Raw genomic sequence first — 24,442 nt, 5'->3', positions numbered from 1 at the left:
GGTTTTCATGACCCTGTCCATCGGCATCAACGGCTTCGGCCGCATCGGCCGCCTCGCGCTGCGCAGCCTGTGGCCGCGCGTCGAGGCCGGCGAGGTTGCCATCGCACGCCTCAATGATCCGGGCGGCGACGCCGCCACCTTCGCCCACCTGCTGGAATTCGACTCGGTGCACGGCCACTGGTCGCCGGGGCAGGGCATCCAGGCCGAGGCCGACGCCCTGATCATCGACGGCCGGCGCATCGCCTTCAGCCGCCATGACACCATCGCCGCCGCCGACTGGTCCGGCTGCGACGTGGCCCTGGAGTGTTCCGGCCACATGAAGACCACCGACAGGCTCCAGGCCTACCTGGACCAGGGCGTCGGCCGGGTGGTGGTCAGTGCGCCGGTCAAGGAGGAGGGCGTACTCAACGTGGTGATGGGCGTCAACGACGACGCCTTCGACCCCGCCCGCCATCGCATCGTCACCGCCGCGAGCTGCACCACCAACTGCCTGGCCCCGGTGGTCAAGGTGATCCTCGAGACCTTCGGCATCCGCCACGGCTCGATGACCACGGTGCACGACATCACCAACACCCAGACGATTCTGGATGCGCCGAGCTCTCCACAAAAACCGGATCTGCGCCGCTCGCGGGCCTGCGGCATGAGCCTGATCCCGACGACTACCGGCTCGGCCAGGGCCATCACCGCCATCTTCCCCGCGCTCGAGGGCAGGCTGAACGGCCACGCCGTGCGCGTGCCGCTGGCCAACGCCTCGCTGACCGACATGGTCTTCGAACTCGAGCGCGAGACCACGGTGGAGGCGGTCAATGCGGCGCTCAAGGCCGCGGCGGAGGGACCGCTGGCCGGCATCCTGGGCTATGAGGAGCGCCCGCTGGTCTCCATCGACTATCGCACCGACCCGCGCAGCGCCATCGTCGACGCGCCCTCCACCATGGTGGTCAACGGCACCCAGCTGAAGCTCTACGCCTGGTACGACAACGAGTGGGGCTATGCCAACCGCACCGTCGAGCTGGCCCTCAAGGTGGGACGTGCGTCGGTCGGCAGGGAGCCGCTGGCCGATGCCTGAGGTCGGAAGCGTCGCCGGCCGTCTGAAGGCGTTGCCCTTCGAGGTGCGCCAGTACCTGCTGATCACCGGCAACTACTGGGCCTTCACCCTGACCGATGGCGCCCTGCGCATGCTGGTAGTGCTGCACTTCCACCGGCTGGGCTACTCGCCGCTGGAAGTGGCGCTGCTGTTCCTGTTCTACGAGGCCTTCGGCGTGGTCACCAATCTGGTGGGCGGCTGGCTGGGGGCGCGCCTGGGCCTGAACCGCACCATGAACGTCGGGCTCGGTCTTCAGATCGTGGCACTGGCCATGCTGATGGTGCCCGCCGCGGCGCTGACCGTGCCCTGGGTGATGGCCGCCCAGGCGCTGTCGGGGATCGCCAAGGACCTCAACAAGATGAGCGCCAAGAGCGCGGTCAAGGTGCTGGTGCCGAAGGAAGACGCCGGTGCCCAGGGCGCCCTCTACCGCTGGGTGGCGATCCTGACCGGCTCCAAGAACGCCCTCAAGGGGGCCGGCTTCTTCCTCGGCGGGCTGCTGCTGACGCTGATCGGCTTCCGCGGCGCGGTCGGCCTGATGGCGGCCATGCTGGGGGGCGTGCTGGTGCTCTCGCTGTGGCGCCTGAAGGCCGACCTCGGGCGCGGCAAGCGCAAGCCGAAGTTCACCGAGGTGTTCTCGTCGTCGCGGGCGGTCAACGTGCTGTCGGCGGCCCGGCTGTGCCTGTTCGCCGCTCGGGACGTGTGGTTCGTGGTGGCGCTGCCGGTGTTCCTCTATGACCAGCACGGCTGGAGCCACTGGACGGTGGGTGGGCTGCTGGCGATCTGGGTGATCGGCTATGGCGGGGTGCAGACCCAGGCGCCGCGGCTGACCGCCCGGCTCGGGGCGAGCCCGCGGGGCGTGACCGTGATGCTGGCGCTGCTGCTGGCCGGGCTGCCGGCGCTGCTGGCGATGCTGCCGCTGGCCCGGGTGGGCTGGCTGGTGGCGGGCCTGCTGGCCTTCGGCGTGCTGTTCGCGGTCAACTCCAGCTGGCACAGCTATCTGATCGTGCGCTTCGCCCGGGCCGACGGCGTCTCCATGGACGTGGGCGTCTACTACATGGCCAACGCCATGGGCCGGCTCGCCGGCACGCTGCTCTCGGGCTGGCTCTATCAGGCCCAGGGGCTGGCCGCCTGCCTGTGGGTCTCGGCGGCACTGGTGGCCGCCAGCACGCTGCTGGCGCTGGCGCTGCCGCGCGAAGCCTGACGGCCGGCGAGGTATCATGCTGCCATGCCCCGAGGAGACGACACCGTGACCACCTTCGCCCCCGTGCAGGTCTTCAAGAGCCTGGCCGACGACACCCGTCTGATGCTGATGCTGCTGATCCGCCGCCAGGGCGAGCTCTGCGTCTGCGAACTGACCGGCGTGCTGCAACTCTCCCAGCCCAAGATCTCGCGGCACCTGGCACAACTGCGTCGCGTGGGGCTGCTGGTCGGCCGTCGCGAGGGTCAGTGGATCCACTACGCCATTGCCTCCGAGCTGCCCGAGTGGATCACCGCGACTCTGGCCGCGGCCGACGAGGGTGAGGCCCAGCGCCTCGATACCCTGGCGGCGCGGCTCGAGGCACTGGGCGAGGGACCCGAGCGGCGCCAGGCGTGCTGCTAGACGACGTTCGTCAGGGGAGCGTCGTTCAAGCAGGCTCGTCGCGCGGCGAGCTCCGGCGCAGGGCCCAGAGCCCCAATGCCGGGCCCGGCAGCAGCCACCACACCGCCCAGGGCCCCTGTGAGGCCCACAGTGCGGTGGTCAGCCAGATGCCGGGCAGCGTCAGGCTGAAGCCGATGGCGTTCATCACCGCCAGGGTCGAGCCCACATGCGCCCTGGGCGCGTTGGCGGCGGCCAGGGCCGAGAACTGCGGCGAGTCGGCGATCACGGTCAGCCCCCAGACGCCCAGCAGCGCGAGCAGCAGCCACGGCGAGGCCTCCGCCAGCAGGGGATAGCCGAGGCAGATCAGCCCCGAGGCGACGAGTGCGCCGCGGGCCACCGGCAGGCTGCCCAGGCGCCGGCTCAACCGGCCGCCCAGCACGCAGCCCACCGTACCCAGCGCGATCACGCCGAAGGCGAGCCACGGAATCAGCGCCGGCGACGCCGACAGCCGTGCGATCTCGCGGCCGACCAGGAAGGGCGTCAGGGTCCACACCGCGTAGAGCTCCCAACAGTGCCCGAAGTAGCCGCCGGCCACGGCCCGGAAGCGGGCGTCGCGCAGCGCCGCCAGCCCCTCGCGCAGCCGCGCCCGGCCGCCGGGCGGCGGCAGGTGTGGGCCGTCGCCCAGGGCCAGCACCAGGGCGCCGCCGGCCAGCGCCAGTCCCGAGGCGCCGAGCAGCGGCCACTGCCAGGGCAGGCCCAGGGTGGCGCCGCGCAGCAGGTGGGGCAGGGCGGTGCCCAGCGTCAGCATGCCCACCAGCCAGGCCAGCGCCGCGCCGGTGTGCCTGGGCGTCCAGCCGATCACCAGCTTCATGCCCAGCGGATAGATGCCGGCCAGGCAGAGGCCGGTGGCGAAGCGCAGCAGCAGGGCGAGCGCCGGCTCGGGCGCGGCCAGCACGAAGCCGGCGTTGACCAGCGCCCCGGCCAGGCTCGCCGCGGCGAACAGGTGGCTGGCGCGGAAGCGGTCGGTGAGCCCGCTGGCGGCGAGGCCCAGGGCGCCGAGGATGAAACCCGCCTGCACGGCCAGCGTCAGCCGGCCCAGATCGGCGTCGGTGAGCCCGAGATCGGCGGCCAGCGACAGCCCCACGCCGTTGACGCTGAACCACAGCGAGGTGCCGAACAGCTGGGCGAGGACGATGACGACCAGCGGATGGCGACTCATGCGGCGGGGAAGCGCTCGCGGGTGGCGTTGGCGATGCGCACCAGGGCCAGCATCACCGGCACCTCGACCAGCACGCCCACCACCGTGGCCAGCGCCGCGCCGGACTGCAGCCCGAACAGCGCGATGGCGGCGGCCACCGCCAGCTCGAAGAAGTTGCTGGCGCCGATCATGGCCCCGGGCGCGGCCACGCAGTGCGGCACCTTCCAGACCTTGGCCCAGCCGTAGGCCAGGAAGAAGATCAGGAAGGTCTGGACGATCAGCGGCACGGCGATCAGCGCGATATGCAGCGGTGCGGTGAGGATGACCTCGCCCTGGAAGGCGAACAGCAGCACCAGGGTGACGATGAGGCCGATCGGCGTCACCGGCGCGATGCGCTTGAGGAAGACGTCGTCGTACCAGGCGGCGCCGCGGCGCGCGATCAGGGTGCGCCGGGTCAGGACGCCGGCGGCCAGCGGGATCACGATATAGAGCACCACCGACAGCGCCACGGTGTTCCAGGGCACCGCGATGTCGGAGACGCCGAGCAGCAGCACCACGATCGGGGCGAAGGCGAACAGCATGATCAGGTCGTTCAGCGACACCTGCACCAGGGTGTAGGCGGCGTCGCCCCGGGTCAGGGTGCTCCAGACGAAGACCATGGCGGTGCAGGGCGCCGCCCCCAGCAGGATGGCGCCGGCCAGGTACTGCTGGGCCAGCGCCTCGGGAATCCACGGCCGGAAGATCACCATCAAAAACAGCCAGGCGATGGCGAACATGGTGAAGGGCTTGATCAGCCAGTTCACCGTGGTGGTGATGACCAGCCCCCTGGGCTGACGGCGCACGCCGAGCACGGCGGAGAAGTCGATCTGCGCCATCATCGGGAAGATCATCGCCCAGATCAGCACCGCCACCGGGATCGACACCTGTGCTACCTCGAAGCGGGCCAGGGTCTCGGGCACCGCCGGGGCGAGCTGGCCGAGCAGCACACCGGCGACGATGGCCAGCGCCACCCACACCGAGAGGAAGCGTTCGAAGCGGCCCATGCCGGTAGCGGCATCCTTGGAGGACGTATCGGGCTGTGCGGTCATGGGGGCTCCTTGTCGCGAACCGGAAGGATGGGGTTGCTCGCCAATATATATGAAAATCCATATATGATGAATGCGCTGCTTCATACGCGGTGAAAGGGCGCGGCCCGCTGCTATGATCGGGCCCACTCGGATCATCCATCGAGGGAGAACGATATTGCCTGCCAGGGAAGCATTGCGCCTCGAGGGCCTCGCCGTCGGCGACCTCGAGGGCGTCACACTGAGCGTGGAGCCGGGCGAGGTCGTGTGTCTCTCCGGGCCCAGCGGCTGCGGCAAGAGCCGGTTGCTGAGAGCGGTGGCCGATCTCGACCCCCTTGAGGGCGGCGAGGTCCGGCTGGGCGATCTCGCCCGCACGGCCGTTTCGGGCCACGCGTGGCGGCGCCGGGTGCGGCTGGTGCCGGCGGAGAGCCAGTGGTGGGCCGAGCGCGTGGGCGAGCACTTTGCACAGGGCGGCGCAGAGGAGGGGCTCGCGGCGCTGGGCTTCGACGCCGCCGCGCTCGACTGGACGGTCAGTCGGCTGTCCTCCGGCGAGAAGCAGCGCCTGGCGCTGCTGCGGGCCCTGACGCCTTCGCCTTCGGCGCTGCTGCTGGACGAACCCACGGCCAACCTGGACGCCGAGACCGCGCAGCGGGTCGAGCGCTGGCTGCTGCCGCGCATCCGCGAGGCCGGCTGGCCGACGATCTGGGTGGCCCATGACACCGCCCAGATCGCCCGGGTCGCCGACCGGCATCTCAGGCTCGAGGCGGGGCGGCTGACGACGGCGGGAGACGCGACATGGGCGTGATCGAGCTCGGCTGGTGGCAGCTGGCGCTGGCGGCGCTGCTGGTGGTGGCGCTGGCCGGCTGCACCATGGCCGCCCGGCTGGGCGTGGGGCGCAGCCTGCTGATCGCCGCGGCCCGCACCGCCATCCAGCTGACCCTGGTCGGCCTGGTGCTGGAGGCGCTGTTCGCCTCGGCGCGCTTCCACTGGGTGGCGCTGATGGCGCTCGGCATGCTGCTGATTGCCGGGCGTGAGGTGGTGGCGCGCCAGACGCGCCGGCTGACCGGCGGCTGGGGCTTCGGCATCGGCACCCTGGCGATGTTCCTGTCGTCGTTCAGCGTCGCCGTGCTCAGCCTGACGGTGATCATCGGCCCCGAGCCCTGGTATCGCCCCCAGTATGCCATCCCGCTGTTGGGCATGATGCTCGGCAACACCATGACCGGCGTGGCCCTGGCGCTGGACCGGCTGACCGACGGCGCCTGGCGGCAGCGCGCGGTGATCGAGAACCGGCTGATGCTCGGCCAGCCCTGGCACGAGGCGATCGGCGACCTGCGTCGCGAGGCCATGCGCAGCGGCCTGATGCCGGTGATCAACGCCATGGCCGCCGCTGGCGTGGTCAGCCTGCCGGGCATGATGACCGGCCAGATCCTGGCCGGCACCGCGCCGGCCCTGGCGGTCAAGTATCAGATCCTGATCATGTTCGCCATCACCCTGGGCTCCGGCTTCGGCACTCTGGCCGCGGTGGCGCTGGCCAGCCGCCGGCTGTTCGACGGCCGCGAGCGGCTGCGGCTGGAGCGGCTTTCGGCGCCACGCCAATGAAAACGCCCGCCATGGAGGCGGGCGCATATGGCTGCAGGCGGGAAGCGTCAGTCGATCAGTTCCACGGCGACGGCGGTGGCCTCGCCGCCGCCGATGCACAGGCTGGCGATGCCGCGCCGGCCGCCGGTGGTGCGCAGGGCGTGAATCAGGGTGGCGATGATCCGCGAGCCGGTGGAGCCGATGGGGTGGCCCTGGGCGCAGGCGCCGCCGAAGACGTTGACCTTCTCGTGGGGCAAGCCGAGGTCGTCCATGGCGATCAGGGTGACCACGGCGAAGGCCTCGTTGATCTCGAACAGGTCGACGTCGTCCACGCCCCAGCCGAGCCGCTTCATCAGCGTGTCGATGGCGCCCACCGGGGCCAGGGTGAACTCGCTGGGATGTTGCGAGTGAGTGCTGTGGCCGAGCATGCGGGCGATCGGGCGTGCGCCCAGGCGGCTCGCGGCCTCCTGGCTTGCCAGGATCAGCGCCGAGGCGCCGTCGGAGATCGAGCTCGAGTTGGCCGCGGTGATGGTGCCGTCCTTGGTAAAGGCCGGTCGCAGCGCGCGGATCTTGTCGAGTCTGGCCTGGAACGGCTGCTCGTCGTGCTCGACCACGCTCTCGCCGTGGCGGCTGGCGATCGTGACCGGCGCCATTTCCGCGGCCAGGTGGCCGGCGTTGGTGGCCTCCATGGCGCGCTCCAGAGAGGCGATGGCGAAATCGTCCAGGCGCTCGCGGGAATAGCCGCGGGCGTCGGCGATCTGCTGGGCGAAGCCGCCCATCAGCTGGCCGGTCTCGGCGTCCTCCAGGCCGTCGAGGAACATGTGATCCTTCAGCTCGCCGTGGCCCAGCCGGTAGCCCGAGCGCGCCTTGGGCAGCACATGGGGCGCGTTGGACATCGACTCCATGCCGCCGGCCAGCATCAGCTCGCCGGAGCCGGCGCGGATCAGGTCATGGGCCAGCATGGTGGCCTTCATGCCCGAGCCGCACAGCTTGTTGACGGTGGTGGCGCCGACCGCGTCCGGAATGCCGGCCTGGCGCATGGCCTGGCGGGCCGGGCCCTGCTTGACGCAGGCGGGCAGCACGCAGCCCATGAAGCCCTCGTCGATGGCGTCGGCGTCGATGCCGGCGCGCTCGACGGCCGCCTTGATGGCGGTGGCGGCGAGCTCCGGGGCGCTCAGTCGGGCGAGGCCGCCCAGCAGGCCGCCCATCGGCGTGCGGGCGGCGGAAAGGAAGACGATCTCGCGTGAATCACTCATGGCGTGGCTCCCGATAGGGATTGTTATGAGGGAGGGGCGGCGGGCGCGTTGACCCGCCGAAGGGGCTATGGTTCTCTCGAGCTAACCAAGCAAGCGCTAGTGTGAATGTCGATGAATGTAATGAATGACTCTCCGCGCCGCAATGAGCTCACCCGTCAGGCCGCCCAGCTGTTCGTGCAGGAGGGCTTCGACCGGACCACGGTGCGCATGCTGGCCGAGGAGATGGGCATCAAGTCGGGGAGCCTCTTCCACCACTTCTGCGACAAGCAGGAGATCCTGGCCGCGGTGATCGAGGAGGGCACCCGCAACGCCCTGGCGATCGCCCATGCGGCCCTCGAGTCATGCGACCGCGATTCGGAAGCGAGGTTGCAGGCCATGGCCCGCGCTCACCTGGAGACCCTGCTCACCGACCGCAATGCCCACGTCGTGGCGCTCTACGAATGGCGCCGCCTGGACGACGACGCCCGTGCCCATCTCGGCCACCTGCGCGATGCCTACGAGGCGCTGTGGGAGACGGTCATCGACGAGGCCCTGGCCGCCGGGCTGATTCATGGCGACCGCTTTCTGGTCTCGCGCTTCGTGATGGGCGCGCTGAACTGGACGGTGCGCTGGTACGACCCCGAGGGCGAGCGCTCCCCCGAGGAACTGGGCCGCGAGCTGGTGGCCATGCTGATGGCGCCCCGAGGCTAAGACTCGAGCCAGGACCCGCGGCGGTACGGGCTCGACCATGGTCTAGCGCTTGAGTCTCTCACGCTTCTTGCCCCGCCCGGCGGAAACCTCTAGCTTGAGTCGGGCACGGCGACATATTGACGTTTACGTTAACGGAATTATAGCGGCGCGCCAGCCCGCGACCCGCCGACGCACAACAACAATCAGCGGGCGTTCCGGGTTCGATCCCCGGGCGCCCGGCACGGAGGCTTTCCATGAGCACGCCCGCGACGCTTTCCGATCTTGCCACCTCTCTCGCCGCCTATCTCGAGACCTTCTCCGTCGATGCCGTGAGCGCCCGGCTCGACGACCATGCCGACGGCCGCCTCAACGCCTTCGAGGCCTGCTGCGGCCGCCACCTGCGCCAGGGGCGCGGGGAGACGACGGCGCTGGTGCACGAGGATGGCGGCGGCCGCGTCACCACCCTGAGCTACGCCGAGCTGGCGGCGGCCAGCGAGCGCCTGGCCGGCTGGTTCGCCGACCAGGGCCTGGGCGAAGGCGATCGCATCGCCGGGATGCTGCCGCGTACGCCGGCGCTGCTGATCGCGGTGCTCGCCGCCTGGCGCATCGGTGCGGTCTACCAGCCGCTGTTCACCGCCTTCGGGCCGGACTCGGTCGGCTATCGCCTCGAGCGCGCCGAGACGCGGCTGGTCATCACCGATCCCGCCAACCGGGCCAAGTTCGATGGCCTGGCCGAATGCCCGCCGGTGCTCGCCGTGGGTGGCCCCGATGCCGCCTACGGCGACGACCATGACTGGGCGGCCGCCCTCGATCACGCGCCCATCGCCACGCCGCCCCTGCGTCAGGCGCCGGACGCACCCTTCCTGCAGATGTTCACCTCCGGCACGGTGGGCAAGCCAAAGGGCGTGGCCGTGCCGCTCTCGGCGCTGCCGGCCTTCGCGCTCTACATGGAGCTGGCCGTGGGCCTCGAGCGCGACGACCGCTTCTGGAACATGGCCGACCCGGGCTGGGCCTACGGGCTCTACTACGCCATTACCGGGCCGCTGCTGCTGGGCGCGACCACCCACTTCTGCGAGGCGGGCTTCGGCGCCGAGGTGGCGCGAGACTTCCTGCAGCGCCATGGCATCACCAACTTCGCCGCCGCGCCCACCGCCTACCGGCTGATGAAGGCCTCGGGGCTGTTCGACGGGGCCGGCGAGCGCCTCGCGCTGCGGCGCGCCAGCTCGGCGGGGGAGCCGCTCAACACCGAGGTGGTGGACTGGGTCGAGCGCACGCTGGGCTGCCCGGTGATGGATCACTACGGCCAGACCGAGACCGGCATGACCTGCTGCAATCACCATGTGCTCGGCCATCCCCGGCCCGTCGGCGGCATGGGCGCGCCGCTGCCCGGCTACCGGCTGGCGATCCTCGACGCCGAAGGCCGCGAGCTGCCGCCGGGCGAGCCCGGGGTGCTGGCGGTGGATATCGCCCGCTCGCCGGCGCACTTCTTCGCCGGCTACACCTGGCAGGAGAAGGATCCCTTCATCGACGGCTATTACCTGACGGGCGACGTGGTGGTCGGCCACGAGGACGGCACCTTCCAGTTCGCCGGGCGCAACGACGACATCATCACCACCTCGGGCTATCGCGTCGGCCCCACCGACGTGGAGAACTCCGTGCTGACGCACCCGGCGGTGGCCGAGTCCGCCGCCGTCGGCCAGCCCGACGAACTGCGCGGCGAGATCATCCGCGCCTACGTGGTGCTGCGCGACGATCACGAGCCCAGCGAGTCCCTGGCCGAGGAGATTCGCCAGCGGGTGCGCGAGCGGCTCTCGACCCACGCCTTCCCGCGGGCGATCGAGTTCGTCGACGCCCTGCCCAAGACCCCCAGCGGCAAGATCCAGCGCTTCAAGCTGCGAGCGGACGCCGCCGACAAGGCGGCGGTCGCCCCCTGACCGTGGAGACATGACCATGCAAGTGAAGGACAACGCCTTTCTGATCACCGGCGCCGCCTCCGGGCTGGGCGCCGCCACCGCCGAACGGCTGGTGGCGGCGGGCGGCCGCGTGACGCTGTGCGACCTGAGCGAGGGCGTCGAGGCCCTGGCCGAGCGGCTGGGCGCGGCGGCCGTCGCCGTGCGCGGCGACGTGACCTCGGCCGACGACATTCGGGCCGCGGTGGACGCCGCCGTGGCCCACGGCGGCGAGCGGGGCCTGGCCGGGGTGGTGCACTGCGCCGGCGTGGTCAGCGTGGCCAAGCTGCTCGACCGCGAAGGGAATCCGGCCGACCTCGACGACTATGCCCGCACCCAGCAGATCAACCTGGTCGGCACCTTCAACGTGATGCGCCTGGCGGCGGCGGCCATGGCGGCCAATGCTCCGGGCGAGGACGGCGAGCGCGGGGTGATCGTCAACACCGCCTCGGTGGCGGCCTTCGACGGCCAGGTGGGGCAGTGCGCCTACAGCGCCTCCAAGGCCGGGGTGGTGGGCATGAGCCTGCCGGCGGCCCGGGAGCTCTCGCGCCACGGCATCCGGGTGATGGCCATCGCCCCGGGGGTGTTCGAGACGCCGATGATGGAAGACCTGCCCGAGGCCGCCGTGGAAGCGCTCTCGGCGGCGGTGCCGTTCCCCAAGCGGCTGGGCCGGCCCGACGAGTACGCTCGCCTGGCCGAGCAGATCATCACCAACCCGATGCTCAACGGCGAGGTGATCCGCCTGGACGGCGGCATTCGCATGCAGTGAGTGGGGGTATCACCGTGAACAGCAAAGCGCCCCCAGGCGCTGGCCTGGGGGCGTTTTTGTCGACGTGGTGCGGTGGCCTCAGGCGATAGTGTCGACCACGCCACCGTCGACGCGCAGGGCCGCGCCGCTGGTGGCCGAGGCCTGCGGCGAGGCGGCATAGACGACCATGTTGGCGACCTCCTCGACGGTGGCCGCGCGCTGGATGATCGAGCTCGGGCGCTGGGCCATCACGAATTCCCTGGCGGTTTCCTCCATCGACTTGCCGCTTTCCTTCTGCTGCTCGGCGAGCATCTCCTGCACGCCCTCGGACAGCGTCGGCCCCGGCAGCACGGCGTTGACCGTGACGCCGGTGCCGGCCAGGCGCTTTGCCAGGCCGCGGGACAGCGACAGGTAGGCGGTCTTGGTGACGCCGTAGTGGATCATGTCGTCGGGGATGTTCAGCGCCGACTCCGAGGACAGGAACAGGATGCGGCCCCAGCCGCGCTCGACCATGTCGCCCGAGTAGGCCCGCGACAGGCGCACCCCGGACATCACGTTGACGTCGAAGAAGCGCTGCCACTCGTCGTCCGGCGTCTCGAAGAAGTCCTGCGGGCCGAAGATGCCGACGTTGTTGACCAGGATGTCGGCGGTGGGCTCGGCGGCCAGCAGGGCATCGCAGCCCTCGGCGGTGCCCAGGTCCGCCGCCACGCCGCGGGCGTCGGCGTTCGGCACCTGCTGGCGCAGGCGCGTCAGCGCCTCGTCGACGGCGGCCTGCTTGCGGCCGTTGAGCACCACGCTGGCGCCGCTGTCGGCCAGCCCCTTGGCGATGGCGAAGCCGATGCCCCCGGTGGAGCCGGTGACGATGGCGGTCTTGCCGGTCAGATCGATCTGCATGGAAGCCTCCTGGCGTTGGGTCGCGTGTGTTCCGTTACCTGATAGCACCCTAACAAACGTCGTCCGGCCTGGCGAGGCGTCACGCCGTGCCGGGCGCATCGGCGCGCGATCCGCGGGCCAGGTCGCGCGGAGGATAGCCGAGGGCCTGGCGCAGCATCTCGGCGTGGCTGGTCACCCAGTCGGGGGCGATGGGGCCCCAGTCGCGGATGACGTAGTGGCCGATGTTGTGGCGCTGGCCGGGTTCGGGCTCGAACTCGCAGTGGATGTCGAGCTCGGCCAGGGCGGCGATGGTGTCCTGGGCGGTGCGTCGGGGCATGCCTGTGGCCTCCATGATCGCCGGCACGCTGGCGGTGCCGGTGGCGATCAAGTGGGCCACGTAGAGGCGGCGATAGAAGCTGGTGCGGGTCTTGCTCAGGCTCATGGCGCTCATCATCCCTGAAGGTTTGCCCAAGGCTGACACGCCGCCGCGGCGAGTGCCAGCCCGAGGGCGAGCGGGACGCGTTAGCGTTCCCGGGAAAGGAACCAGCCTTTCATGGCGCCGGTGATGCGGCGCATGTCGTCGTGGGGGGTGATGTAGGCGGGCATGGTGTACAGCCAGCGGCCGAAGGCGCGCAGCCACACGCCCTGGGTGCGGGCGAAGTCGGCCGCGCCCTTGAGCGAGTCGGCGTCGTGGACCTCGATCACCGCGGTGGCGCCGAGCGCACGTACGTCGGCCACGTCCGGGTGGGCGCGCAGCGCCTCGTCGGCCACCAGCTCCTCGCGCAGCACGCCGTTCAGCGCCTCGATGCGGCCCAGGTAGTCGTCCTCCTCGAACACCGCCAGGCTCTCCAGCGCGACGCGGCAGGCCAGCGGGTTGCCCATGAAGGTTGGGCCGTGCATGAAGGCATGCAGCTCGCTGTCGCCGATGAAGGCATCGTGGACGCGGTCGGTGGCCAGCGTCGCGGCGTGGCCCAGATAGCCGCCGGTCAGGCCCTTGGACAGCACCATGATGTCCGGCGTCACGTCGGCGTGATTGGCGGCGAACATCTTGCCTGTGCGGCCGAAGCCGGTGGCCACCTCGTCGAAGATCAGCAGCACGTCGAACTCGTCGCACAGCTCGCGGGCGCCGCGCAGATAGTGGGGCGAGGTCATGTTGAGCCCGCCGGCCGCCTGCAGCAGTGGCTCCATCAGCAGCGCGCCGATCTCCTCGTGATGGGCCTCCAGCACGCCGCGCAGGGCGTCGAGATCGGCCTGCACCTCGTCGCGGCTGGCGTCGAAGCCGGCGGTGGGCGCGGGGGCGAAGTGGTGCTGCGGCAGGAAGCCCGCGAACAGCGAGTGCATGCCTTCCTCGGGATCGCACACCGCCATGCAGCCGGCGGTATCCCCGTGGTAGGCCTTCATCAGCGTCAGCATGCGGTGCTTGGCCGGCTTACCGCGCAGGTACTGGTACTGCACGGCCATCTTCATGGCCACTTCCATGCCCACCGAGCCGCTGTCGGAGAAGAACACGTGGTTCAGCCCTTCCGGCGTGACGCGCACCAGCTCGCGGGCCAGGCGGTCGGCCGGCTCATGGGTCAGCCCGCCCAGCATCACGTGGCACAGCTCGTCGGCCTGGCGCTGGATGGCCTCGACCAGCCGCGGATGGCGATAGCCGTGGATCATGCACCACCAGGAGCAGGTGGCATCGAGCAGCGACTCGCCGGTGTCCAGGGTGAAGCGCGGGCCGTCACCGCCGACCACCTTGGGTGACGGGGTCTGGGTCTTGAGATGGGAATAGGGGTGCCAGACGGGGGATGTCATCGGGCCTCCAGGGCATGCGTGAACGGCGCCGCCGATGCACGAGAGGCACCGGCGGCCGGATGGCGCATACCTTACATGTAAACCTTGTGGTTATGAAGGCGTTGACTGTGGCGGCGTGCAAGCCCGGTGGACGGGCGCGTGGCGCCTGCGGTACGCGAGGCCTGGAGTGGAAAGCTGGCGGTCAAAAGCGAGGGAGAGAGGATGTGCGAGCCGGATCGGCCGGCTGGGATCAGCGCGCCTCGCCGTAGCTGGCCCCGGCGACGCGGGGGCTGACGCTATGCTCGGTGGCGTGACCGCAGGCCAGGCAGGTGACGCGGTAGTGGTAGGCATCGATTCGCCGCAGCCTGAAGCTGGCCCAGCGCGGCCCCTGCGGGGCGCGAATCTCGGTGGCGCCGCAGGGGCAAATCATCGCCCAGCTGCCGCGGGGCATGGGCATCATGGTGATCTCCGACACGGGCCTGTCCTCTCCGTTTTCCTCCTTATGCATCCTTAGGCTAGGTGCTGGGCGATGCGTGCGGTATAGGAGATCGCTGACAGTTGGGGGGAATATCCAGATACTCTGTTCGTGACGTCGGGCAGCGATCCTTCTCCTGCGTTCAAGCGTGCCTGCTCATGCGTTGAGTAGCGTGTGAGGCAGGATGACGTGACATGCGAGCGTTGGTACTCAACATTAGTTATCTCTTATTCTATGGCCTTGTTCCATTACCGATAAGGAATGCGGGATGTCGACGCCATGGAGCGATGAGGAGCTCAAAGCTTCCGTCGAGGTTTATGTCGAGATGTTGGATAAGCAGCGCCGGGGCGAGGGGGTGATCAAGGCCCGCTATTATAGGGCGCTGGAGAAACGCTTCGGCAGGACGGCCAAGGCTTTCGAATATCGGGCTCAAAATATCTCGTATGTCTACGCACTGCAGGGGCGTGCCTGGGTCAAAGGGCTGAAGCCGGCGGGCAACGTTGGCGTTAAGATCGTTGCCCGATTGGAAGCCTTAATCGCCGAGGTAGAAGGGCAACAGCCCTCGTCTTCTGCCACCTTCGCGACCGAGGTCAACGAGCGTCGAAGTCTGTATCGCGATAACGCTTTGACGCCGCCGGCGGGGCGACAGTCGCCGGGTAAGATATCAGTCAGTGCAACGGTCTATGAGCGCGACCCCGACGTGGTGGCATGGGTGCTGACTCAGGCCGATGGCGTCTGTGAATGCTGCGATTCACCTGCGCCTTTTACTCGGGAGGATGGCAGCCTCTTCTTGGAGGTGCATCATCTCAAACGCTTGGCGGATGGTGGTCCCGATATCGTGGAAAACGCCATAGGCTTGTGCCCGAATTGCCACCGCGAGTTGCACGCCGGTTTGGGCAAGCATGAGCTGGCCGCGCGGCTTATCGACAAAATCGAGCGGCTTAACGCCTATTGATAGGAGGCCAGAAAGATCGAGAGGAAACGGCAATAGGATTGTCGAAGCTAAGTCACAATCTGGTCACAGGGGGTAATCGGGTGCTCGAGGAGAGGTCGTCGCGATGTCGAGTCAGTGAGGCAAATCAGAATGGTGCGGATGGGGAGACTTGAATTTTCTAGGCTTCCCCATCTTTCAATAAGTTAGCGGTAAATGCTGACCAAAAGCTGACTGTCTTAGCTGAACATCTCCACGGCGCGCATGCCGATGTCCGGTGACGAGTTCGGCACCCACTTGGCGTAGGTACGCGCGGTGAACACCACATCGCGGTGGCCCAGCTGCTTGCTAACCCAGGCGAGCGGCTCGCCGGCGGAGAGCATCATTGAGGCGAAGGTGTGCCGCGTCTGGTAGAGAGTGCGGTACCGAACGCCAGATCTCAGCACAGCGGGACGCCATAGCTTCTCGCGGATGTCGGCGTCACTTCGGAACGGCTGCTGGCCGCGTGGCCACAAGAAGATACGACCCGAGGGATTCAACCTGGTGAGCCGCTTCTGGGCCTTCAGTGCCTGGGCGGCCGGTGGCAGCAGGCTGATGGTGCGTCGGCCCGCGCTGGTCTTCGTGTCCTCGAGGTGGCCCTTGGCGTCGCGCGTGCTGGACTTCGAGACGGTGATCTCCATGCGCTGCCAGTCGATGTCGCCCCACTCGAGGGCGATGTACTCGCTGGGTCGCATGCCGGTCCAGAACGCGAACTGGAAGAGGGGGCGAACCTCGTCACGCATGGCGGCCAGGATCGCTTCCTGCTCCTCCTTGGTGAACGGGTCGGGGCCGCGACTGCTCACGGGGCCATCATTGCGACGATAGTGCCAGCCTTTGATGGGGTTGGTGTCGATCAACTCGTCATGCATGGCATCGCCCAGGGCAGAGCGCAGCACGGTGAGGATGTTGCTGATCCGCTTGTTGCCGCACGTCAGCTTGGCGACCCACTCGCGCACGATTGGGCGCGTCACCTCCTCGAGCAGCAGTTCCCCGAGCTCGGGGATGATCAGCCGTTCGATGATGGTGTCGTAGGTGCGGATGGTGCTGGCCTTCAGCGTCGGCTTCTTGGCCTCGAGCCAGCTGCGCAGGTAGTTGTCGAGGCGGTCGCCGCGCAGGAACTTGCGGGCGTTCTTGCTGCGAGGGAAGGTGACCTTGTAATCGAAGGTGCCGGCCTCGATGGCGTCGATGACGGCGGCGCGGTGCCGCGCCGCCTTCTTCAGGTTAGCGGGGGTGGGCTTGAGCTTGAGGCGTTCGCGGCAGCGGACGCCCTTATAGTAGAAGTCGATCCCGATAGTGCTGGCCGAAGTGACCCGGACCCCTTCGTAGTTGCTCCGCTGGTTACCCACCGTGCGTATCCCTCCAGTGACATAAGCACCCGGCCATCCGGGGCCTTGATGAATTCGTAGCCTTCCCGCCATTGGCCGCGGCGGATCTTCGAGCGCACGCCTTCGGGCGTGTAGCCGGTGAGCTCGGCGAAGCGCTCGATGGTGACGTGGTCAACGGGAAGCATCGCGCCCTCCCTTTCCTACCACATGCCGGCCGGTCTGGCCTGGCAGTGTGCCGGCGGTAATGCCACGCGGTGGATGCCAGCCGGTACCGGCTTCGATCGCGGCGTAGCGGTCGTTGATGATGACGCGGCGGGCGCGTTCGGCGAGCAGCCGGCGGCGCAGGTGCCCCTCGAGGGCGCGGTAGACGGATCGCGGCACGATAGGCATCAGTCGTCTCCCTCGTTGTGGTTCTCGTCCTGTGGCTTGAGTCGCTTGTAGACCTGGTAGAACGGCCAGCAGACGACATACCACGCGGCAACGCCGACCCAGGCGGCGTTTTCCTTGAAGGCTTTCCACTTGGTCATGACGGCTTCCTCCTCACGCTGTGCACCAGGCGAAGCCGCGGTTTCGCCTGGGCGGTCTCCGTCTTGCCCAGCACTTGCTCGAGCATTTCCTGTGCTTCGGCGAGGTATTCCGAGAGGGCGACGTTCTGCTCGACGAGCAGCTCGATCTGCTTGTCCTTGTTGGCCACCAGCACCCGGGTCCTGCAGGTGGTGCAGCGGTGGTTGGTGTCGTACTCGCCGATGTCCGCCGGCCAGCAGGTGGGGCAGTAGTAGAACGGGCTCATAACTTGCCTCCCTTCTGCGTGGCGGCGGGGCACAGGCCTTTGGCCTGGCGGAAGCGCAGAACGTCGGCCAGCTGGGCCTCGGCGTCGCCCAGGGCGGAGTGAGCGATGCGGGGCTGGGTGCGGCGGTCGAGGATCTCGCGGGCGGTGCGGACGTCGCGCTCGTGGTAGTAGCGCCAGGGCTTGCCGCCGAGGAAGTGGCCGAGGATCTCGCAGTCGAAGCTGGGGGCGTTGCCCCAGACGCGGATCGCGTCGTAGTTCTCGCGGGCTTGCTGGAAGTAGTCGCGGACGTGCTCCCGGACCGCCTTCAGACTATCCGGCTTGGCGACCAGCATGCCGCGGGCCTCGTCGCTCTGCTGGAACCACCAGTGCAGGGTGTCGTCATCGACCGCGCGGCCTTCGGCGACCTGCTCGGCGACGCTGGGACTGCATGAGAATGCCACACCGTAGCTGTCGACGATGCCGATGGCGAGGATGGCGGCGTCGGGGCCCTTGGCCAGGGTTTCGAGGTCGATGCTGATGTCGATGGGTTGGGTCATGAGGCCTCCCGCGCGGGCTGCGCTGCGTGGTGTTCGATTCGGTTGGCTCGCGCGATGGGGTCATGGGCCAGCCACTGGTGGTCGTCCCGCAGCGTGATCTCGAGCTCGCGGACGCGATCCTCGAGTTCCTCTAGGCGGCGGGCCGAGCGAATGGGGTGGAGCAAGTGCTTGAGCTTCACGCCGCACCTCCCTGGCCGTCCTCGGCCTGCTCGGTTTGGCGGCGTAAGCGTCTGGCCATGGATTCCATTTCGCGTGCGCAGTGCTGGGCACCCAGGGCCTTATTGCTGTAGGGGATGCCGTTCTCACCGACATATTTTTCGCCATCCTCGGCAACCTCACTGTGCATCCATGCCAGCTTTTCCTGGCCCGCCTCGATTCCGCGACACTTCATCGCAGCTTCTGAATACGCTTTTTCTTGCCACTCGGCCTTGAGGCGAGCGAGCGCGTTGCTCGGCTCCTCGCCGCGAGCGAGGCGCCAAAGCTTCATCGCGGCCCTGGTCTCCGGGTCGCTCTCCGTCAGCGACCACTGCTCAAGCTCGTAGTAGAGCGCGTGACCAGCGCTATCCAGGCTCTTCGCATGCGCCGCCAGCTTGTCCCGCTCGACGTCGCTTTCGACGAGCCGGGCGCTGAGCTGGGCGGTCTGGTTCTCGAGTTCGGCGACTTGTTCCTCACGGGTCTCGAACTCGCTCAGCAGCTGCTGCAGCCGGCGAAGGGCACGACAATACCCCTCGCTGACCACTCCCTCCTCGGGCTCCGGCAGGTGGTCGCAGGCCGATAGGGCCTTCTCGATGTCGTCAACGGCTTCCACTGGCACCGTGTATTCGTCGGCTTCCACATGGTGGCAGGTGTCGTCCGCCCGGAAGAACGTCACGCGAGCGATGTTGCCCAGCAGCTCGAGCAGGTAGCGGGCTTCGTCGATTCGGGCTTGATGGATCATGCCTCACCTCCCTGACCCTCGGCATTGGGCGCCGCCGGGATGCGGCCGGCCTGGTAGGCGTTGACGGCGGGGCATTCGGGGCTGTGGTACTGGCCCGGTACCGAGCCGCAGGCTTGGCAGCCTGATGCTGCCCGCTCGGCGGCGCGGTCGAGGCGTTCGATCTCGGCGAGGATCAGGGCGCCTGCCTTCACTAGGTTGCGGCGCGGTTCGCGGCTGGGCTTCCACCATTTTTTGCTCCAGCGCCCCGGCCAAAGCTGCGGAATGTTGGTGGGCCCGGAGGCGCCTGGGCGGTCGAATGGCCAGGCTACTGAGAGCGCATAGCATCCAGCCGCTTTTGCGAGTTCTCCATCCTGATAGCCATCATCCCGCTCGCGGCTGAAGCCCTCGAGCGAGAGCTGCCGCATGCGTTCGCGGTAGACGTCGGCATAGGCGCGGCTTTGCGGGCTGTTGCGGCAGGCGAAGGCCGAGTCGGCGCACAGCAGCAGCTGGGCGAAGACTGTCTTGGCGCGGACGGCGACGCTGTAGATGTCGCCCTCGTCGTTCTCGTTGCGGTCGATCTCGGTGAAGCCGGCGGGGTGGTCGATGCTGAGGCCGTCGATGTACGCCTGGGAGTTATTGGCATAGGCGTCGCCGTCTTCGGTGTTGTCGACGGCGGGGTCGATGGGGGCCTCGGTCAGCTTGAGGCTGACCTCGAAGCCGAAGGGCTCGAGGATCTCGAACAGCGGCCGTTCCTCGAACATCGGATGGTCGAATAGCTGGTGACGTTGCATGTGGTGTGCTCCCTTCGTGGTGGAACCCCGCCGCCGTGGTGGGCAGCGGCGGGGCGGTCAGTGGTCAAGGATTCCTTGACGACTCGGCTCAGCCCTTGCGGAAGTTGCCGAGCAGCAGGGTGGCGTGATCGCCCAGCTGGTCGCGCAGCACCTGCTTGAACTCCCTGGCGATCTCTTCCTGGATGCCCTCGAGCCCGGTGATGCGCAGCTTGAGGCGCGGCTTGGTGTCGTCGGTGAGGATCGACACGCGCAGGTCGAAGGTGCGCAGGCTCAGGCCTTCATAGGGCAGGCTGGCGAAGCGGATGAACGCCGGGGTGTCCTCGCCGGCGCTGGCGTCCAGCGCGTCGAGGCCGCTGCGCTTGGTGTTCCAGTCGCCCTCTTCGTGAGTGCGCTCGACGGAGGCCTTGACCTCGATGCGGCGGACCATGTTGGCCAGCTGCTTGGCGGTCAGCTCCTTGCCGCTGGTGCTCTCGCCGGTGATGTGGGCGTGCCAGTCCTCGATGAAGTGGGCGAGTTCCTTCTGGCCGAAGGCTCGGTCATGCGCCTGCAGACAGGCGGCATAGGGGGCGGTGCGCTGCAGCTTGAGCGTGGCGCGGTGCTCGCCGTGGCCGGCGGCAGCGGTGTCGCCCAGGTCGAAGAAGGATTCGGCCTCCATGTCGTCGGTGTCGACGAACACGCGGGCCTTGGCCTCGTCGTTCACGTAGGCCGCGAAGTCTTCGATCGAGCTGGTGGAGAAACGGCCGCGGAAGCGGCTGGGCGCATCCTGGTACTTCTCGAGTGACTCCAGCGAGTAGCCGTGCGGTACCAGCATGGTCGGCACGGAAGTGCCCGGGGCGCCGATCTGGCTGGCGGAGACGAGGGATTCGATCTTCTCGATGGTGTTGGCATCCATGGGGTTCGGTCCTGTGATCGTGTGTGGTGTGCGTGGGTGGGTGTGTGGGCGCGCTTAGGCGCCCTGGGTGCTGCCCTGGCCTTGGCCCTGGGAGAAGTCGAACTTGCCCTGGTTCTCGGGGAACAGCGTGAGCTTGCCGCCGCGGCCGACGTAGAGCGGCGTCTTGGTGGTGTTCTCCTCGCTCTTCTTGCCCTTGGCGGTGGGCACCGTGTAGCTGAGCTTGTGCGAGCAATCGACCTGGCTGCTGTCGGCGATCTGTTTGAGGTCGAGGGTGATGGTGACCTTGCCCTGCTTGCCGGTCTGGATGACGCCGGCCGCGGCTTCTCCGAGGGCCTGGGCGAACTTGTTGCGGAAGATCCCGGCGTCGAGGTCGTCGAACAGGGCGTTGATGTCGGTGGTGGGTTGGTCGCTCATGGTGTGCATCCTCTTGCGTGGTGGTGGTTGGCCTGGGTGGGCCGGTCAGTCCGCGGTGCCGAGGGGCATGCGGAAATCGGTGGTCGGTACCGCGTCGCTCATGGCCCGATGAAGCCGGGCGTGCTGGCTCTGCGGGGCGTTGTCCTCGCAGTCGTTGGCTGCGCGGCGTGCTCGATGCTCGATGTAGGCGGCCAGCTGGTACAGGCAGACGTAGCGCGGTGTCTTGTGGCTGTCGTCCAGCGTGACCACGGGCAGCGGGATCTCGCCGTCGCGCAGGGCGCGGCGGAACGTCTGCGCGTTGCGGTTGCGGAAGTAGCGCTGCCGGACGGCCTCGATGGGGATCAGCACGTCGCCGAACTGCTGGAACAGCAGGGTGACGGTGCTGGCCGGCTCGGGCTCGTCCAGCCACGGAGGCTCGGGGCGCGGCTCAGCACTGCTCATCGTTGGCGGCCTCGCGATGGGTGGTGATCTGACGGCCCAGGCGATTGGCGATGTACATCAGCCCGCGCTCGGTGACGAGCGTCTTGCCGTAGGGCTTGGGCTGGCCGAGACCGGCGTGCTCGTACTGGCGCAGGTCGACCACCAGGCGCCCGGTGCTGGTGTGCGCGCGGGTGGCGAGGTTGCGATCGTCGAGCATGCCGATCTCGCGCAGCTCGCGGCACAGCGTGGTGCGGCCGGTGCCGAGCAGGGCGGCGGCCTGTTGCAGGGTGTAGCGGGTCATCAGGCAGCCCTCCCGTCGATGATCTGGTCGATCGTCTCGGTGATGCGCTGGCCCAGCTCGTGGATGTCACCGCCGTTGGTGACGACCCGGTCGGCGCCGCCCATGGCCACGCCAGCCTCGCTGGCATGGGCGCGCACCGGCTCGACGCCGGGGCGGTAGAGGTGAATCAGCGTGCCGCCGTGGGCGCGCAGCCAATAGGCCTCGTCGGGGAAGCGGATGTCGCCGACCACGGCGCCCTGGTAGGCGTCGCCCTCGAGGTTCTCCAGCATGGCCAGCCGCTGCTCGGCGACACGCAGCCAGAAGTCGCGGGCGACGGTATCGCGGCCCCACTCGGTGCCGAGGGTCTGCATCAGCTCGCGCGGGCTCTTGCCCAGCCACGGCAGCGGGGTCTCCTTGAGGGCGCCGTTGAGGCGCTCGTCGTCCAGGTCGAGCATGGCGCCGAGGGCGTCCTTGATCGGGTCGGCCAGGTTGATGCGGGCGAGGCCGAAGCGTTCGGCGATGATGTGCTGGGCGGTAGTCTTGCCGCAGCGGGCGGGGCCTGTGAGGCCGATCAGCAGCTTGATGGTCATGGTGTCCTCCGGTCGCGGTGCTCCAGCCAGGCGCCCAGCAGGGCGAGCGGCACGATGAAGAGGGTCAGGGTCATGAGCAGGCCGCCCATGACGGCGAGGCCGACGAACTGCTCGCTGGCGTCGAGCGGCAGCAGGGCCACCAGCGCCTGAGCGGCAGAGCGGAACGGGTCGAGCAGGATGGCGGCGATACCCATCAGGCGGCACCTCCCGGCACTGGCAGCACCGCCTCGAGCTGGTTGAGGGTGTCAGCCAGCACGGCGGTGGTGTCGATCGCCGGCGCGCGCTGCGGGATACCGGGCAGGTAGATGTGCGCGACCTCCTGCCCCCGGAAGCTGCCGTCACCGCCCCGTTCTGTGCCGAGATGCGCACGAGGAATCAGCCGCACGCAGAGCTCGTGGGTGTTGCCCGAATAGGCACAGTCGGCCACCAGCTCGGGGTGTCCGAGCGTGATGTCGAGGCACTTGTCCTGAATGCGGGCAATCAGGGCGCGGTGGGCGCTGGTGAGGGCCGGCACCGGCAGGGCGCTGACCATTCCGGGCATGATCGGTGTGCCGAGGGAGGTCAGGCTCATGCCGCACCTCCCACGACCAGGTCGTCGAGGCGCTCGGCGACGAGCAGACAGAGGTCTCGGCTGTTGCCACGAGGGTAGCGGCAAACGAGGAAGTCGCCCTCGGTGATGCTGACGTGGGCCACGTCCTTGCCGATGCAGTCTGGGGTGGCCCGCTCGACCTGAACCGAGATGGGGGCGAGAAAGCCTGAGAGCTGCAGGGTGCCGCCCTGGTCTAGCACGCTGGCGAGGGCGCTCTTCTGCGCGGTGGTCATCATGCGGCACCTCCCGACTGCGTCAGGCGGGCGTGCTCGGCACGGGGGATCAGGCGAATGCAGCGGTCGGTGGGGCGAGCGACGGCCACGCGGCCGGTGACGTGCTCGATGGCACGCACGGCGATCTGGCTGGTGGCCGCGGCCGGGTGCAGATACACCCGGGCCTGGGGCGAAAGTGTGGTGTGCATCGTCGTACTCCGTGGTGGGCGGATACGACAATGATCTAAGAACACCCCAAGGTGTTTGTCAACCTCTCAGGTGTTATTCCTTGAGGTGTATCGTCAGAGGATCTTTACCTGGTAGCGGGCTTTTCCCACCACCTGCCAGCTGTCATCGATGCGGGTGTAACGGGGGTGCCAGTCCTCGTTGATCGCGCACAGGTAGTACTCACCTTCTTCATACACGATCTTCTTGAACGTCCCGGCCGGCGTGCCGGTCGCGGTGTCGATGCGGCGGGCAAACACGTAGTCGCCGCTGACCCAATCCTGACCGGGGTCGATGACGATGCGGTCCCCTGACTTGAATTCCGGTTCCATGCTCACGCCTTCGAGGCGCAGCACGAAAGCCTTGGCGCTGCACGGACCTGGTGCAGGCACGAATTCATCGATCTCTGCGTCGGCGATGTTGTCGATAAGCTTCCCTGCCGTCGTCATGCCCACGACCGGCAGCAGATGCTGTATGTCCCCCAGGACGCAGGCGTTTTCTTGTTCGGGTGTATGGGTGGCCTGACTCTCCGCTGTGCCCATGTTGCGCGGGTCGTCCATGAAGTAGGGCGGGAGCCCCAGGCAATCCTCGATGTGGCGCGCGTTTTTCTCCCCGATGTTCTTCGAGGGGTTGGCGCCGGCGAAGCTGCTCACCTGGCTCGGGCTCCGCGCGATCTTGTCGGAGAGCTGGGTCAAGTTGAGGCCGCGCTCGGCCATCAAGGCCCGGAGGATGCGGTAGCGAGTCGAGTGGATATCCATATCTCGATTATCCGTTGTCACACCTGAGAGGTGAATAACCTGCAAGGTGTTGCAAATATAACCTTTGGGTGTAATGCTTGAGGTGAACCACCCCAGAGGAACCGCAGCCATGAAACTGCGCGAGTACCTGAAATCGTTGGATGAGCGTCAGCTCGAGCGCTATGCCGCGCGGGTGGGTACCTCATCGAAGTACCTGAAGAGTCATGTGATGGGGGCATCTCGTGGGGCCAGCCTGAAGTTCATGCGGGCGCTGGCCAATGAGAGTGACGGCAAGGTCCGGTTGTTGGACGTGCTGGTGCACTACGGGGTGCCGCCTGAAGAGCTTGATATGAAGGCCCAGGCCGCCTGACGGCGGCCTGGGGGTTGCCGGGGTCTGCCCACCACAGACTTCCCCCGGCGATATGACGCACACCACATGTGGTCACGCTTTCAAGAATAACGCATCGGAAAGCGGGCCGCATGGCACATTGAAGGGAGTATTG

The 24,442-nt window shown here is 68.2% G+C and carries 35 protein-coding genes; 10 read left to right on the top strand and 25 right to left on the bottom strand.

Translation table 11 applies throughout. The annotated features are described in order from the left end of the window. Window positions 1-7: 7 nt before the first annotated feature. From C9J49_RS11220 to C9J49_RS11210, 3 genes are read left to right on the top strand one after another with little or no spacing between them, the layout of a single operon-like run. Window positions 8-1,066 carry an ArsJ-associated glyceraldehyde-3-phosphate dehydrogenase gene (locus C9J49_RS11220; protein WP_107182140.1) on the top strand — a complete coding sequence of 353 codons (1,059 nt, stop codon included), beginning with the start codon at window positions 8-10 and terminating at the stop codon, window positions 1,064-1,066. Continuing rightward, complete coding sequence (gene arsJ / locus C9J49_RS11215; RefSeq protein WP_107182139.1) at window positions 1,059-2,285, top strand: organoarsenical effux MFS transporter ArsJ; 1,227 nt, start codon at window positions 1,059-1,061, stop codon at window positions 2,283-2,285. Before C9J49_RS11220 ends, arsJ begins: the two co-directional genes overlap by 8 nt. A gap of 45 nt (window positions 2,286-2,330) precedes the next feature. Continuing rightward, on the top strand, window positions 2,331-2,684 hold the full coding sequence (locus tag C9J49_RS11210; protein WP_237022311.1) for a metalloregulator ArsR/SmtB family transcription factor: 354 nt from the start codon (window positions 2,331-2,333) through the stop codon (window positions 2,682-2,684). Between the two features lie 25 nt (window positions 2,685-2,709). Here C9J49_RS11210 and C9J49_RS11205 read toward each other — a convergent pair whose 3' ends face one another. After that, entirely contained in the window at window positions 2,710-3,882 is a 1,173-nt protein-coding gene (locus C9J49_RS11205) for a nitrate/nitrite transporter (protein WP_046080154.1), read from the bottom strand. Beyond that, complete coding sequence (arsB, locus tag C9J49_RS11200) at window positions 3,879-4,949, bottom strand: ACR3 family arsenite efflux transporter (RefSeq protein ID WP_107182138.1); 1,071 nt, start codon at window positions 4,947-4,949, stop codon at window positions 3,879-3,881. The genes C9J49_RS11205 and arsB overlap by 4 nt, the downstream gene beginning before the upstream one ends. 154 nt (window positions 4,950-5,103) lie before the next feature. On the opposite strand from arsB, the gene C9J49_RS11195 reads away from it, so the two are divergent. Together C9J49_RS11195 and C9J49_RS11190 are read left to right on the top strand one after the other, a co-directional pair. Continuing rightward, window positions 5,104-5,730: an ATP-binding cassette domain-containing protein gene (locus tag C9J49_RS11195; protein ID WP_258394041.1), complete on the top strand. Its 627-nt coding sequence runs from the start codon at window positions 5,104-5,106 to the stop codon at window positions 5,728-5,730. Further along, entirely contained in the window at window positions 5,721-6,524 is an 804-nt protein-coding gene (locus tag C9J49_RS11190) for an ABC transporter permease (protein ID WP_107182136.1), read from the top strand. The genes C9J49_RS11195 and C9J49_RS11190 overlap by 10 nt, the downstream gene beginning before the upstream one ends. Window positions 6,525-6,571: 47 nt before the next feature. Here the strand turns inward: C9J49_RS11190 and C9J49_RS11185 are convergent, their stop codons facing one another. After that, the gene (locus C9J49_RS11185) at window positions 6,572-7,759 is read right to left on the bottom strand and encodes an acetyl-CoA C-acyltransferase (protein ID WP_107182135.1); all 1,188 of its coding nucleotides are present in this window, start codon (window positions 7,757-7,759) and stop codon (window positions 6,572-6,574) included. Between the two features lie 120 nt (window positions 7,760-7,879). Between C9J49_RS11185 and C9J49_RS11180 the strand changes: the two genes are divergently transcribed. The 3 genes from C9J49_RS11180 (at window position 7,880) to C9J49_RS11170 (ending at window position 11,146) form a co-directional block, all read left to right on the top strand. Further along, window positions 7,880-8,449, top strand: a complete 570-nt coding sequence (locus C9J49_RS11180; RefSeq protein ID WP_107182134.1) for a TetR/AcrR family transcriptional regulator — start codon at window positions 7,880-7,882, stop codon at window positions 8,447-8,449. 233 nt (window positions 8,450-8,682) lie between these two features. Then, window positions 8,683-10,362 (top strand): AMP-binding protein, encoded by a 1,680-nt coding sequence (locus tag C9J49_RS11175; protein WP_107182133.1) that lies wholly within the window; start codon window positions 8,683-8,685, stop codon window positions 10,360-10,362. 16 nt (window positions 10,363-10,378) lie between these two features. Further along, entirely contained in the window at window positions 10,379-11,146 is a 768-nt protein-coding gene (locus tag C9J49_RS11170; RefSeq protein WP_107182132.1) for an SDR family NAD(P)-dependent oxidoreductase, read from the top strand. Between the two features lie 78 nt (window positions 11,147-11,224). Here the strand turns inward: C9J49_RS11170 and C9J49_RS11165 are convergent, their stop codons facing one another. The 4 genes from C9J49_RS11165 to C9J49_RS11150 all read right to left on the bottom strand — a co-directional run bounded on the left by C9J49_RS11165 (window position 11,225) and on the right by C9J49_RS11150 (window position 14,237). Further along, the gene (locus C9J49_RS11165) at window positions 11,225-12,019 is read right to left on the bottom strand and encodes an SDR family NAD(P)-dependent oxidoreductase (protein ID WP_107182131.1); all 795 of its coding nucleotides are present in this window, start codon (window positions 12,017-12,019) and stop codon (window positions 11,225-11,227) included. 79 nt (window positions 12,020-12,098) lie between these two features. Next, window positions 12,099-12,440 carry a helix-turn-helix domain-containing protein gene (locus C9J49_RS11160; RefSeq protein WP_046080162.1) on the bottom strand — a complete coding sequence of 114 codons (342 nt, stop codon included), beginning with the start codon at window positions 12,438-12,440 and terminating at the stop codon, window positions 12,099-12,101. An 80-nt stretch (window positions 12,441-12,520) separates the two neighbouring features. Next, entirely contained in the window at window positions 12,521-13,798 is a 1,278-nt protein-coding gene (bioA, locus tag C9J49_RS11155; RefSeq protein ID WP_107182130.1) for an adenosylmethionine--8-amino-7-oxononanoate transaminase, read from the bottom strand. Window positions 13,799-14,027: 229 nt separating this feature from the next. Further along, complete coding sequence (locus C9J49_RS11150; protein WP_146142937.1) at window positions 14,028-14,237, bottom strand: hypothetical protein; 210 nt, start codon at window positions 14,235-14,237, stop codon at window positions 14,028-14,030. 283 nt (window positions 14,238-14,520) lie between these two features. On the opposite strand from C9J49_RS11150, the gene C9J49_RS11145 reads away from it, so the two are divergent. Next, entirely contained in the window at window positions 14,521-15,207 is a 687-nt protein-coding gene (locus C9J49_RS11145; protein WP_046080164.1) for an HNH endonuclease, read from the top strand. A gap of 215 nt (window positions 15,208-15,422) precedes the next feature. Here C9J49_RS11145 and C9J49_RS11140 read toward each other — a convergent pair whose 3' ends face one another. The 18 genes from C9J49_RS11140 to C9J49_RS11055 form a co-directional block, all read right to left on the bottom strand. Beyond that, a complete protein-coding gene (locus C9J49_RS11140; protein ID WP_107182129.1) occupies window positions 15,423-16,568 on the bottom strand; it encodes an Arm DNA-binding domain-containing protein in 1,146 nt (381 codons plus the stop codon). 150 nt (window positions 16,569-16,718) lie between these two features. Beyond that, window positions 16,719-16,937, bottom strand: coding sequence for a hypothetical protein (locus C9J49_RS11130; RefSeq protein WP_107182128.1), 219 nt, complete (start codon window positions 16,935-16,937; stop codon window positions 16,719-16,721). After that, entirely contained in the window at window positions 16,937-17,074 is a 138-nt protein-coding gene (locus C9J49_RS17195; RefSeq protein ID WP_181454290.1) for a hypothetical protein, read from the bottom strand. Before C9J49_RS17195 ends, C9J49_RS11130 begins: the two co-directional genes overlap by 1 nt. Beyond that, on the bottom strand, window positions 17,071-17,337 hold the full coding sequence (locus C9J49_RS11125) for a hypothetical protein (RefSeq protein ID WP_107182127.1): 267 nt from the start codon (window positions 17,335-17,337) through the stop codon (window positions 17,071-17,073). Before C9J49_RS11125 ends, C9J49_RS17195 begins: the two co-directional genes overlap by 4 nt. Then, entirely contained in the window at window positions 17,334-17,873 is a 540-nt protein-coding gene (locus C9J49_RS11120) for a 3'-5' exonuclease (protein WP_107182126.1), read from the bottom strand. The genes C9J49_RS11125 and C9J49_RS11120 overlap by 4 nt, the downstream gene beginning before the upstream one ends. Then, complete coding sequence (locus C9J49_RS11115; RefSeq protein WP_107182125.1) at window positions 17,870-18,052, bottom strand: hypothetical protein; 183 nt, start codon at window positions 18,050-18,052, stop codon at window positions 17,870-17,872. Before C9J49_RS11115 ends, C9J49_RS11120 begins: the two co-directional genes overlap by 4 nt. Then, on the bottom strand, window positions 18,049-18,810 hold the full coding sequence (locus C9J49_RS11110; protein ID WP_107182124.1) for a hypothetical protein: 762 nt from the start codon (window positions 18,808-18,810) through the stop codon (window positions 18,049-18,051). Before C9J49_RS11110 ends, C9J49_RS11115 begins: the two co-directional genes overlap by 4 nt. Next, window positions 18,807-19,580, bottom strand: a complete 774-nt coding sequence (locus C9J49_RS11105) for a hypothetical protein (protein WP_107182123.1) — start codon at window positions 19,578-19,580, stop codon at window positions 18,807-18,809. Before C9J49_RS11105 ends, C9J49_RS11110 begins: the two co-directional genes overlap by 4 nt. A gap of 88 nt (window positions 19,581-19,668) precedes the next feature. Beyond that, complete coding sequence (locus tag C9J49_RS11100) at window positions 19,669-20,472, bottom strand: DUF2303 family protein (protein WP_107182122.1); 804 nt, start codon at window positions 20,470-20,472, stop codon at window positions 19,669-19,671. A gap of 54 nt (window positions 20,473-20,526) precedes the next feature. After that, window positions 20,527-20,886, bottom strand: coding sequence for a hypothetical protein (locus C9J49_RS11095; RefSeq protein ID WP_107182121.1), 360 nt, complete (start codon window positions 20,884-20,886; stop codon window positions 20,527-20,529). 45 nt (window positions 20,887-20,931) lie between these two features. Continuing rightward, entirely contained in the window at window positions 20,932-21,327 is a 396-nt protein-coding gene (locus tag C9J49_RS11090) for a pyocin activator PrtN family protein (protein WP_107182120.1), read from the bottom strand. After that, complete coding sequence (locus C9J49_RS11085; protein WP_107182119.1) at window positions 21,314-21,607, bottom strand: phage antirepressor KilAC domain-containing protein; 294 nt, start codon at window positions 21,605-21,607, stop codon at window positions 21,314-21,316. The genes C9J49_RS11090 and C9J49_RS11085 overlap by 14 nt, the downstream gene beginning before the upstream one ends. Further along, window positions 21,607-22,176: a deoxynucleotide monophosphate kinase gene (locus C9J49_RS11080; RefSeq protein WP_107182118.1), complete on the bottom strand. Its 570-nt coding sequence runs from the start codon at window positions 22,174-22,176 to the stop codon at window positions 21,607-21,609. The genes C9J49_RS11085 and C9J49_RS11080 overlap by 1 nt, the downstream gene beginning before the upstream one ends. Continuing rightward, a complete protein-coding gene (locus C9J49_RS11075) occupies window positions 22,173-22,370 on the bottom strand; it encodes a hypothetical protein (protein WP_107182117.1) in 198 nt (65 codons plus the stop codon). The genes C9J49_RS11080 and C9J49_RS11075 overlap by 4 nt, the downstream gene beginning before the upstream one ends. Next, complete coding sequence (locus C9J49_RS11070) at window positions 22,370-22,747, bottom strand: hypothetical protein (protein WP_107182116.1); 378 nt, start codon at window positions 22,745-22,747, stop codon at window positions 22,370-22,372. Before C9J49_RS11070 ends, C9J49_RS11075 begins: the two co-directional genes overlap by 1 nt. After that, window positions 22,744-23,001, bottom strand: coding sequence for a hypothetical protein (locus C9J49_RS11065; protein ID WP_107182115.1), 258 nt, complete (start codon window positions 22,999-23,001; stop codon window positions 22,744-22,746). The genes C9J49_RS11070 and C9J49_RS11065 overlap by 4 nt, the downstream gene beginning before the upstream one ends. After that, on the bottom strand, window positions 22,998-23,186 hold the full coding sequence (locus C9J49_RS11060) for a hypothetical protein (RefSeq protein WP_107182114.1): 189 nt from the start codon (window positions 23,184-23,186) through the stop codon (window positions 22,998-23,000). Before C9J49_RS11060 ends, C9J49_RS11065 begins: the two co-directional genes overlap by 4 nt. A 93-nt stretch (window positions 23,187-23,279) precedes the next feature. Beyond that, the gene (locus C9J49_RS11055) at window positions 23,280-23,960 is read right to left on the bottom strand and encodes a S24 family peptidase (protein WP_181454289.1); all 681 of its coding nucleotides are present in this window, start codon (window positions 23,958-23,960) and stop codon (window positions 23,280-23,282) included. 109 nt (window positions 23,961-24,069) lie between these two features. Between C9J49_RS11055 and C9J49_RS11050 the strand changes: the two genes are divergently transcribed. After that, entirely contained in the window at window positions 24,070-24,309 is a 240-nt protein-coding gene (locus tag C9J49_RS11050) for a hypothetical protein (RefSeq protein WP_107182112.1), read from the top strand. Window positions 24,310-24,442 lie beyond the last annotated feature (133 nt).

The sequence above is a fragment of the Halomonas sp. SL1 genome, assembly GCF_003030865.2.
In the GTDB taxonomy this organism is placed as follows: domain Bacteria; phylum Pseudomonadota; class Gammaproteobacteria; order Pseudomonadales; family Halomonadaceae; genus Halomonas; species Halomonas halophila.
The sequence above is the reverse complement of the archived record's forward strand: the minus strand, read 5'-3'. Positions and strand labels throughout refer to the sequence as shown.

Excerpts from the sequence above, each read along its gene's own strand:
- arsJ (WP_107182139.1), top strand. The coding sequence starts at position 1,059 with ATGCCTGAGGTCGGAAGCGTCGCCGGCCGTCTGAAGGCGTTGCCCTTC.
- C9J49_RS11075 (WP_107182117.1), bottom strand. The coding sequence starts at position 22,370 with ATGGGTATCGCCGCCATCCTGCTCGACCCGTTCCGCTCTGCCGCTCAG.
- C9J49_RS11085 (WP_107182119.1), bottom strand. The coding sequence starts at position 21,607 with ATGACCCGCTACACCCTGCAACAGGCCGCCGCCCTGCTCGGCACCGGC.
- C9J49_RS11185 (WP_107182135.1), bottom strand. The coding sequence starts at position 7,759 with ATGAGTGATTCACGCGAGATCGTCTTCCTTTCCGCCGCCCGCACGCCG.
- C9J49_RS11190 (WP_107182136.1), top strand. The coding sequence starts at position 5,721 with ATGGGCGTGATCGAGCTCGGCTGGTGGCAGCTGGCGCTGGCGGCGCTG.
- C9J49_RS11060 (WP_107182114.1), bottom strand. The coding sequence starts at position 23,186 with ATGCACACCACACTTTCGCCCCAGGCCCGGGTGTATCTGCACCCGGCC.
- C9J49_RS11165 (WP_107182131.1), bottom strand. The coding sequence starts at position 12,019 with ATGCAGATCGATCTGACCGGCAAGACCGCCATCGTCACCGGCTCCACC.
- C9J49_RS11180 (WP_107182134.1), top strand. The coding sequence starts at position 7,880 with ATGAATGACTCTCCGCGCCGCAATGAGCTCACCCGTCAGGCCGCCCAG.
- C9J49_RS11055 (WP_181454289.1), bottom strand. The coding sequence starts at position 23,960 with ATGGATATCCACTCGACTCGCTACCGCATCCTCCGGGCCTTGATGGCC.
- C9J49_RS11220 (WP_107182140.1), top strand. The coding sequence starts at position 8 with ATGACCCTGTCCATCGGCATCAACGGCTTCGGCCGCATCGGCCGCCTC.
- C9J49_RS11205 (WP_046080154.1), bottom strand. The coding sequence starts at position 3,882 with ATGAGTCGCCATCCGCTGGTCGTCATCGTCCTCGCCCAGCTGTTCGGC.
- C9J49_RS11095 (WP_107182121.1), bottom strand. The coding sequence starts at position 20,886 with ATGAGCGACCAACCCACCACCGACATCAACGCCCTGTTCGACGACCTC.
- arsB (WP_107182138.1), bottom strand. The coding sequence starts at position 4,949 with ATGACCGCACAGCCCGATACGTCCTCCAAGGATGCCGCTACCGGCATG.
- bioA (WP_107182130.1), bottom strand. The coding sequence starts at position 13,798 with ATGACATCCCCCGTCTGGCACCCCTATTCCCATCTCAAGACCCAGACC.
- C9J49_RS11150 (WP_146142937.1), bottom strand. The coding sequence starts at position 14,237 with ATGATGCCCATGCCCCGCGGCAGCTGGGCGATGATTTGCCCCTGCGGC.
- C9J49_RS11090 (WP_107182120.1), bottom strand. The coding sequence starts at position 21,327 with ATGAGCAGTGCTGAGCCGCGCCCCGAGCCTCCGTGGCTGGACGAGCCC.
- C9J49_RS11175 (WP_107182133.1), top strand. The coding sequence starts at position 8,683 with ATGAGCACGCCCGCGACGCTTTCCGATCTTGCCACCTCTCTCGCCGCC.
- C9J49_RS11065 (WP_107182115.1), bottom strand. The coding sequence starts at position 23,001 with ATGATGACCACCGCGCAGAAGAGCGCCCTCGCCAGCGTGCTAGACCAG.
- C9J49_RS11050 (WP_107182112.1), top strand. The coding sequence starts at position 24,070 with ATGAAACTGCGCGAGTACCTGAAATCGTTGGATGAGCGTCAGCTCGAG.
- C9J49_RS11105 (WP_107182123.1), bottom strand. The coding sequence starts at position 19,580 with ATGCAACGTCACCAGCTATTCGACCATCCGATGTTCGAGGAACGGCCG.
- C9J49_RS11080 (WP_107182118.1), bottom strand. The coding sequence starts at position 22,176 with ATGACCATCAAGCTGCTGATCGGCCTCACAGGCCCCGCCCGCTGCGGC.
- C9J49_RS11145 (WP_046080164.1), top strand. The coding sequence starts at position 14,521 with ATGTCGACGCCATGGAGCGATGAGGAGCTCAAAGCTTCCGTCGAGGTT.
- C9J49_RS11070 (WP_107182116.1), bottom strand. The coding sequence starts at position 22,747 with ATGAGCCTGACCTCCCTCGGCACACCGATCATGCCCGGAATGGTCAGC.
- C9J49_RS11120 (WP_107182126.1), bottom strand. The coding sequence starts at position 17,873 with ATGACCCAACCCATCGACATCAGCATCGACCTCGAAACCCTGGCCAAG.
- C9J49_RS11160 (WP_046080162.1), bottom strand. The coding sequence starts at position 12,440 with ATGAGCCTGAGCAAGACCCGCACCAGCTTCTATCGCCGCCTCTACGTG.
- C9J49_RS11170 (WP_107182132.1), top strand. The coding sequence starts at position 10,379 with ATGCAAGTGAAGGACAACGCCTTTCTGATCACCGGCGCCGCCTCCGGG.
- C9J49_RS11100 (WP_107182122.1), bottom strand. The coding sequence starts at position 20,472 with ATGGATGCCAACACCATCGAGAAGATCGAATCCCTCGTCTCCGCCAGC.
- C9J49_RS11130 (WP_107182128.1), bottom strand. The coding sequence starts at position 16,937 with ATGCCTATCGTGCCGCGATCCGTCTACCGCGCCCTCGAGGGGCACCTG.
- C9J49_RS11125 (WP_107182127.1), bottom strand. The coding sequence starts at position 17,337 with ATGAGCCCGTTCTACTACTGCCCCACCTGCTGGCCGGCGGACATCGGC.
- C9J49_RS11110 (WP_107182124.1), bottom strand. The coding sequence starts at position 18,810 with ATGATCCATCAAGCCCGAATCGACGAAGCCCGCTACCTGCTCGAGCTG.
- C9J49_RS17195 (WP_181454290.1), bottom strand. The coding sequence starts at position 17,074 with ATGACCAAGTGGAAAGCCTTCAAGGAAAACGCCGCCTGGGTCGGCGTT.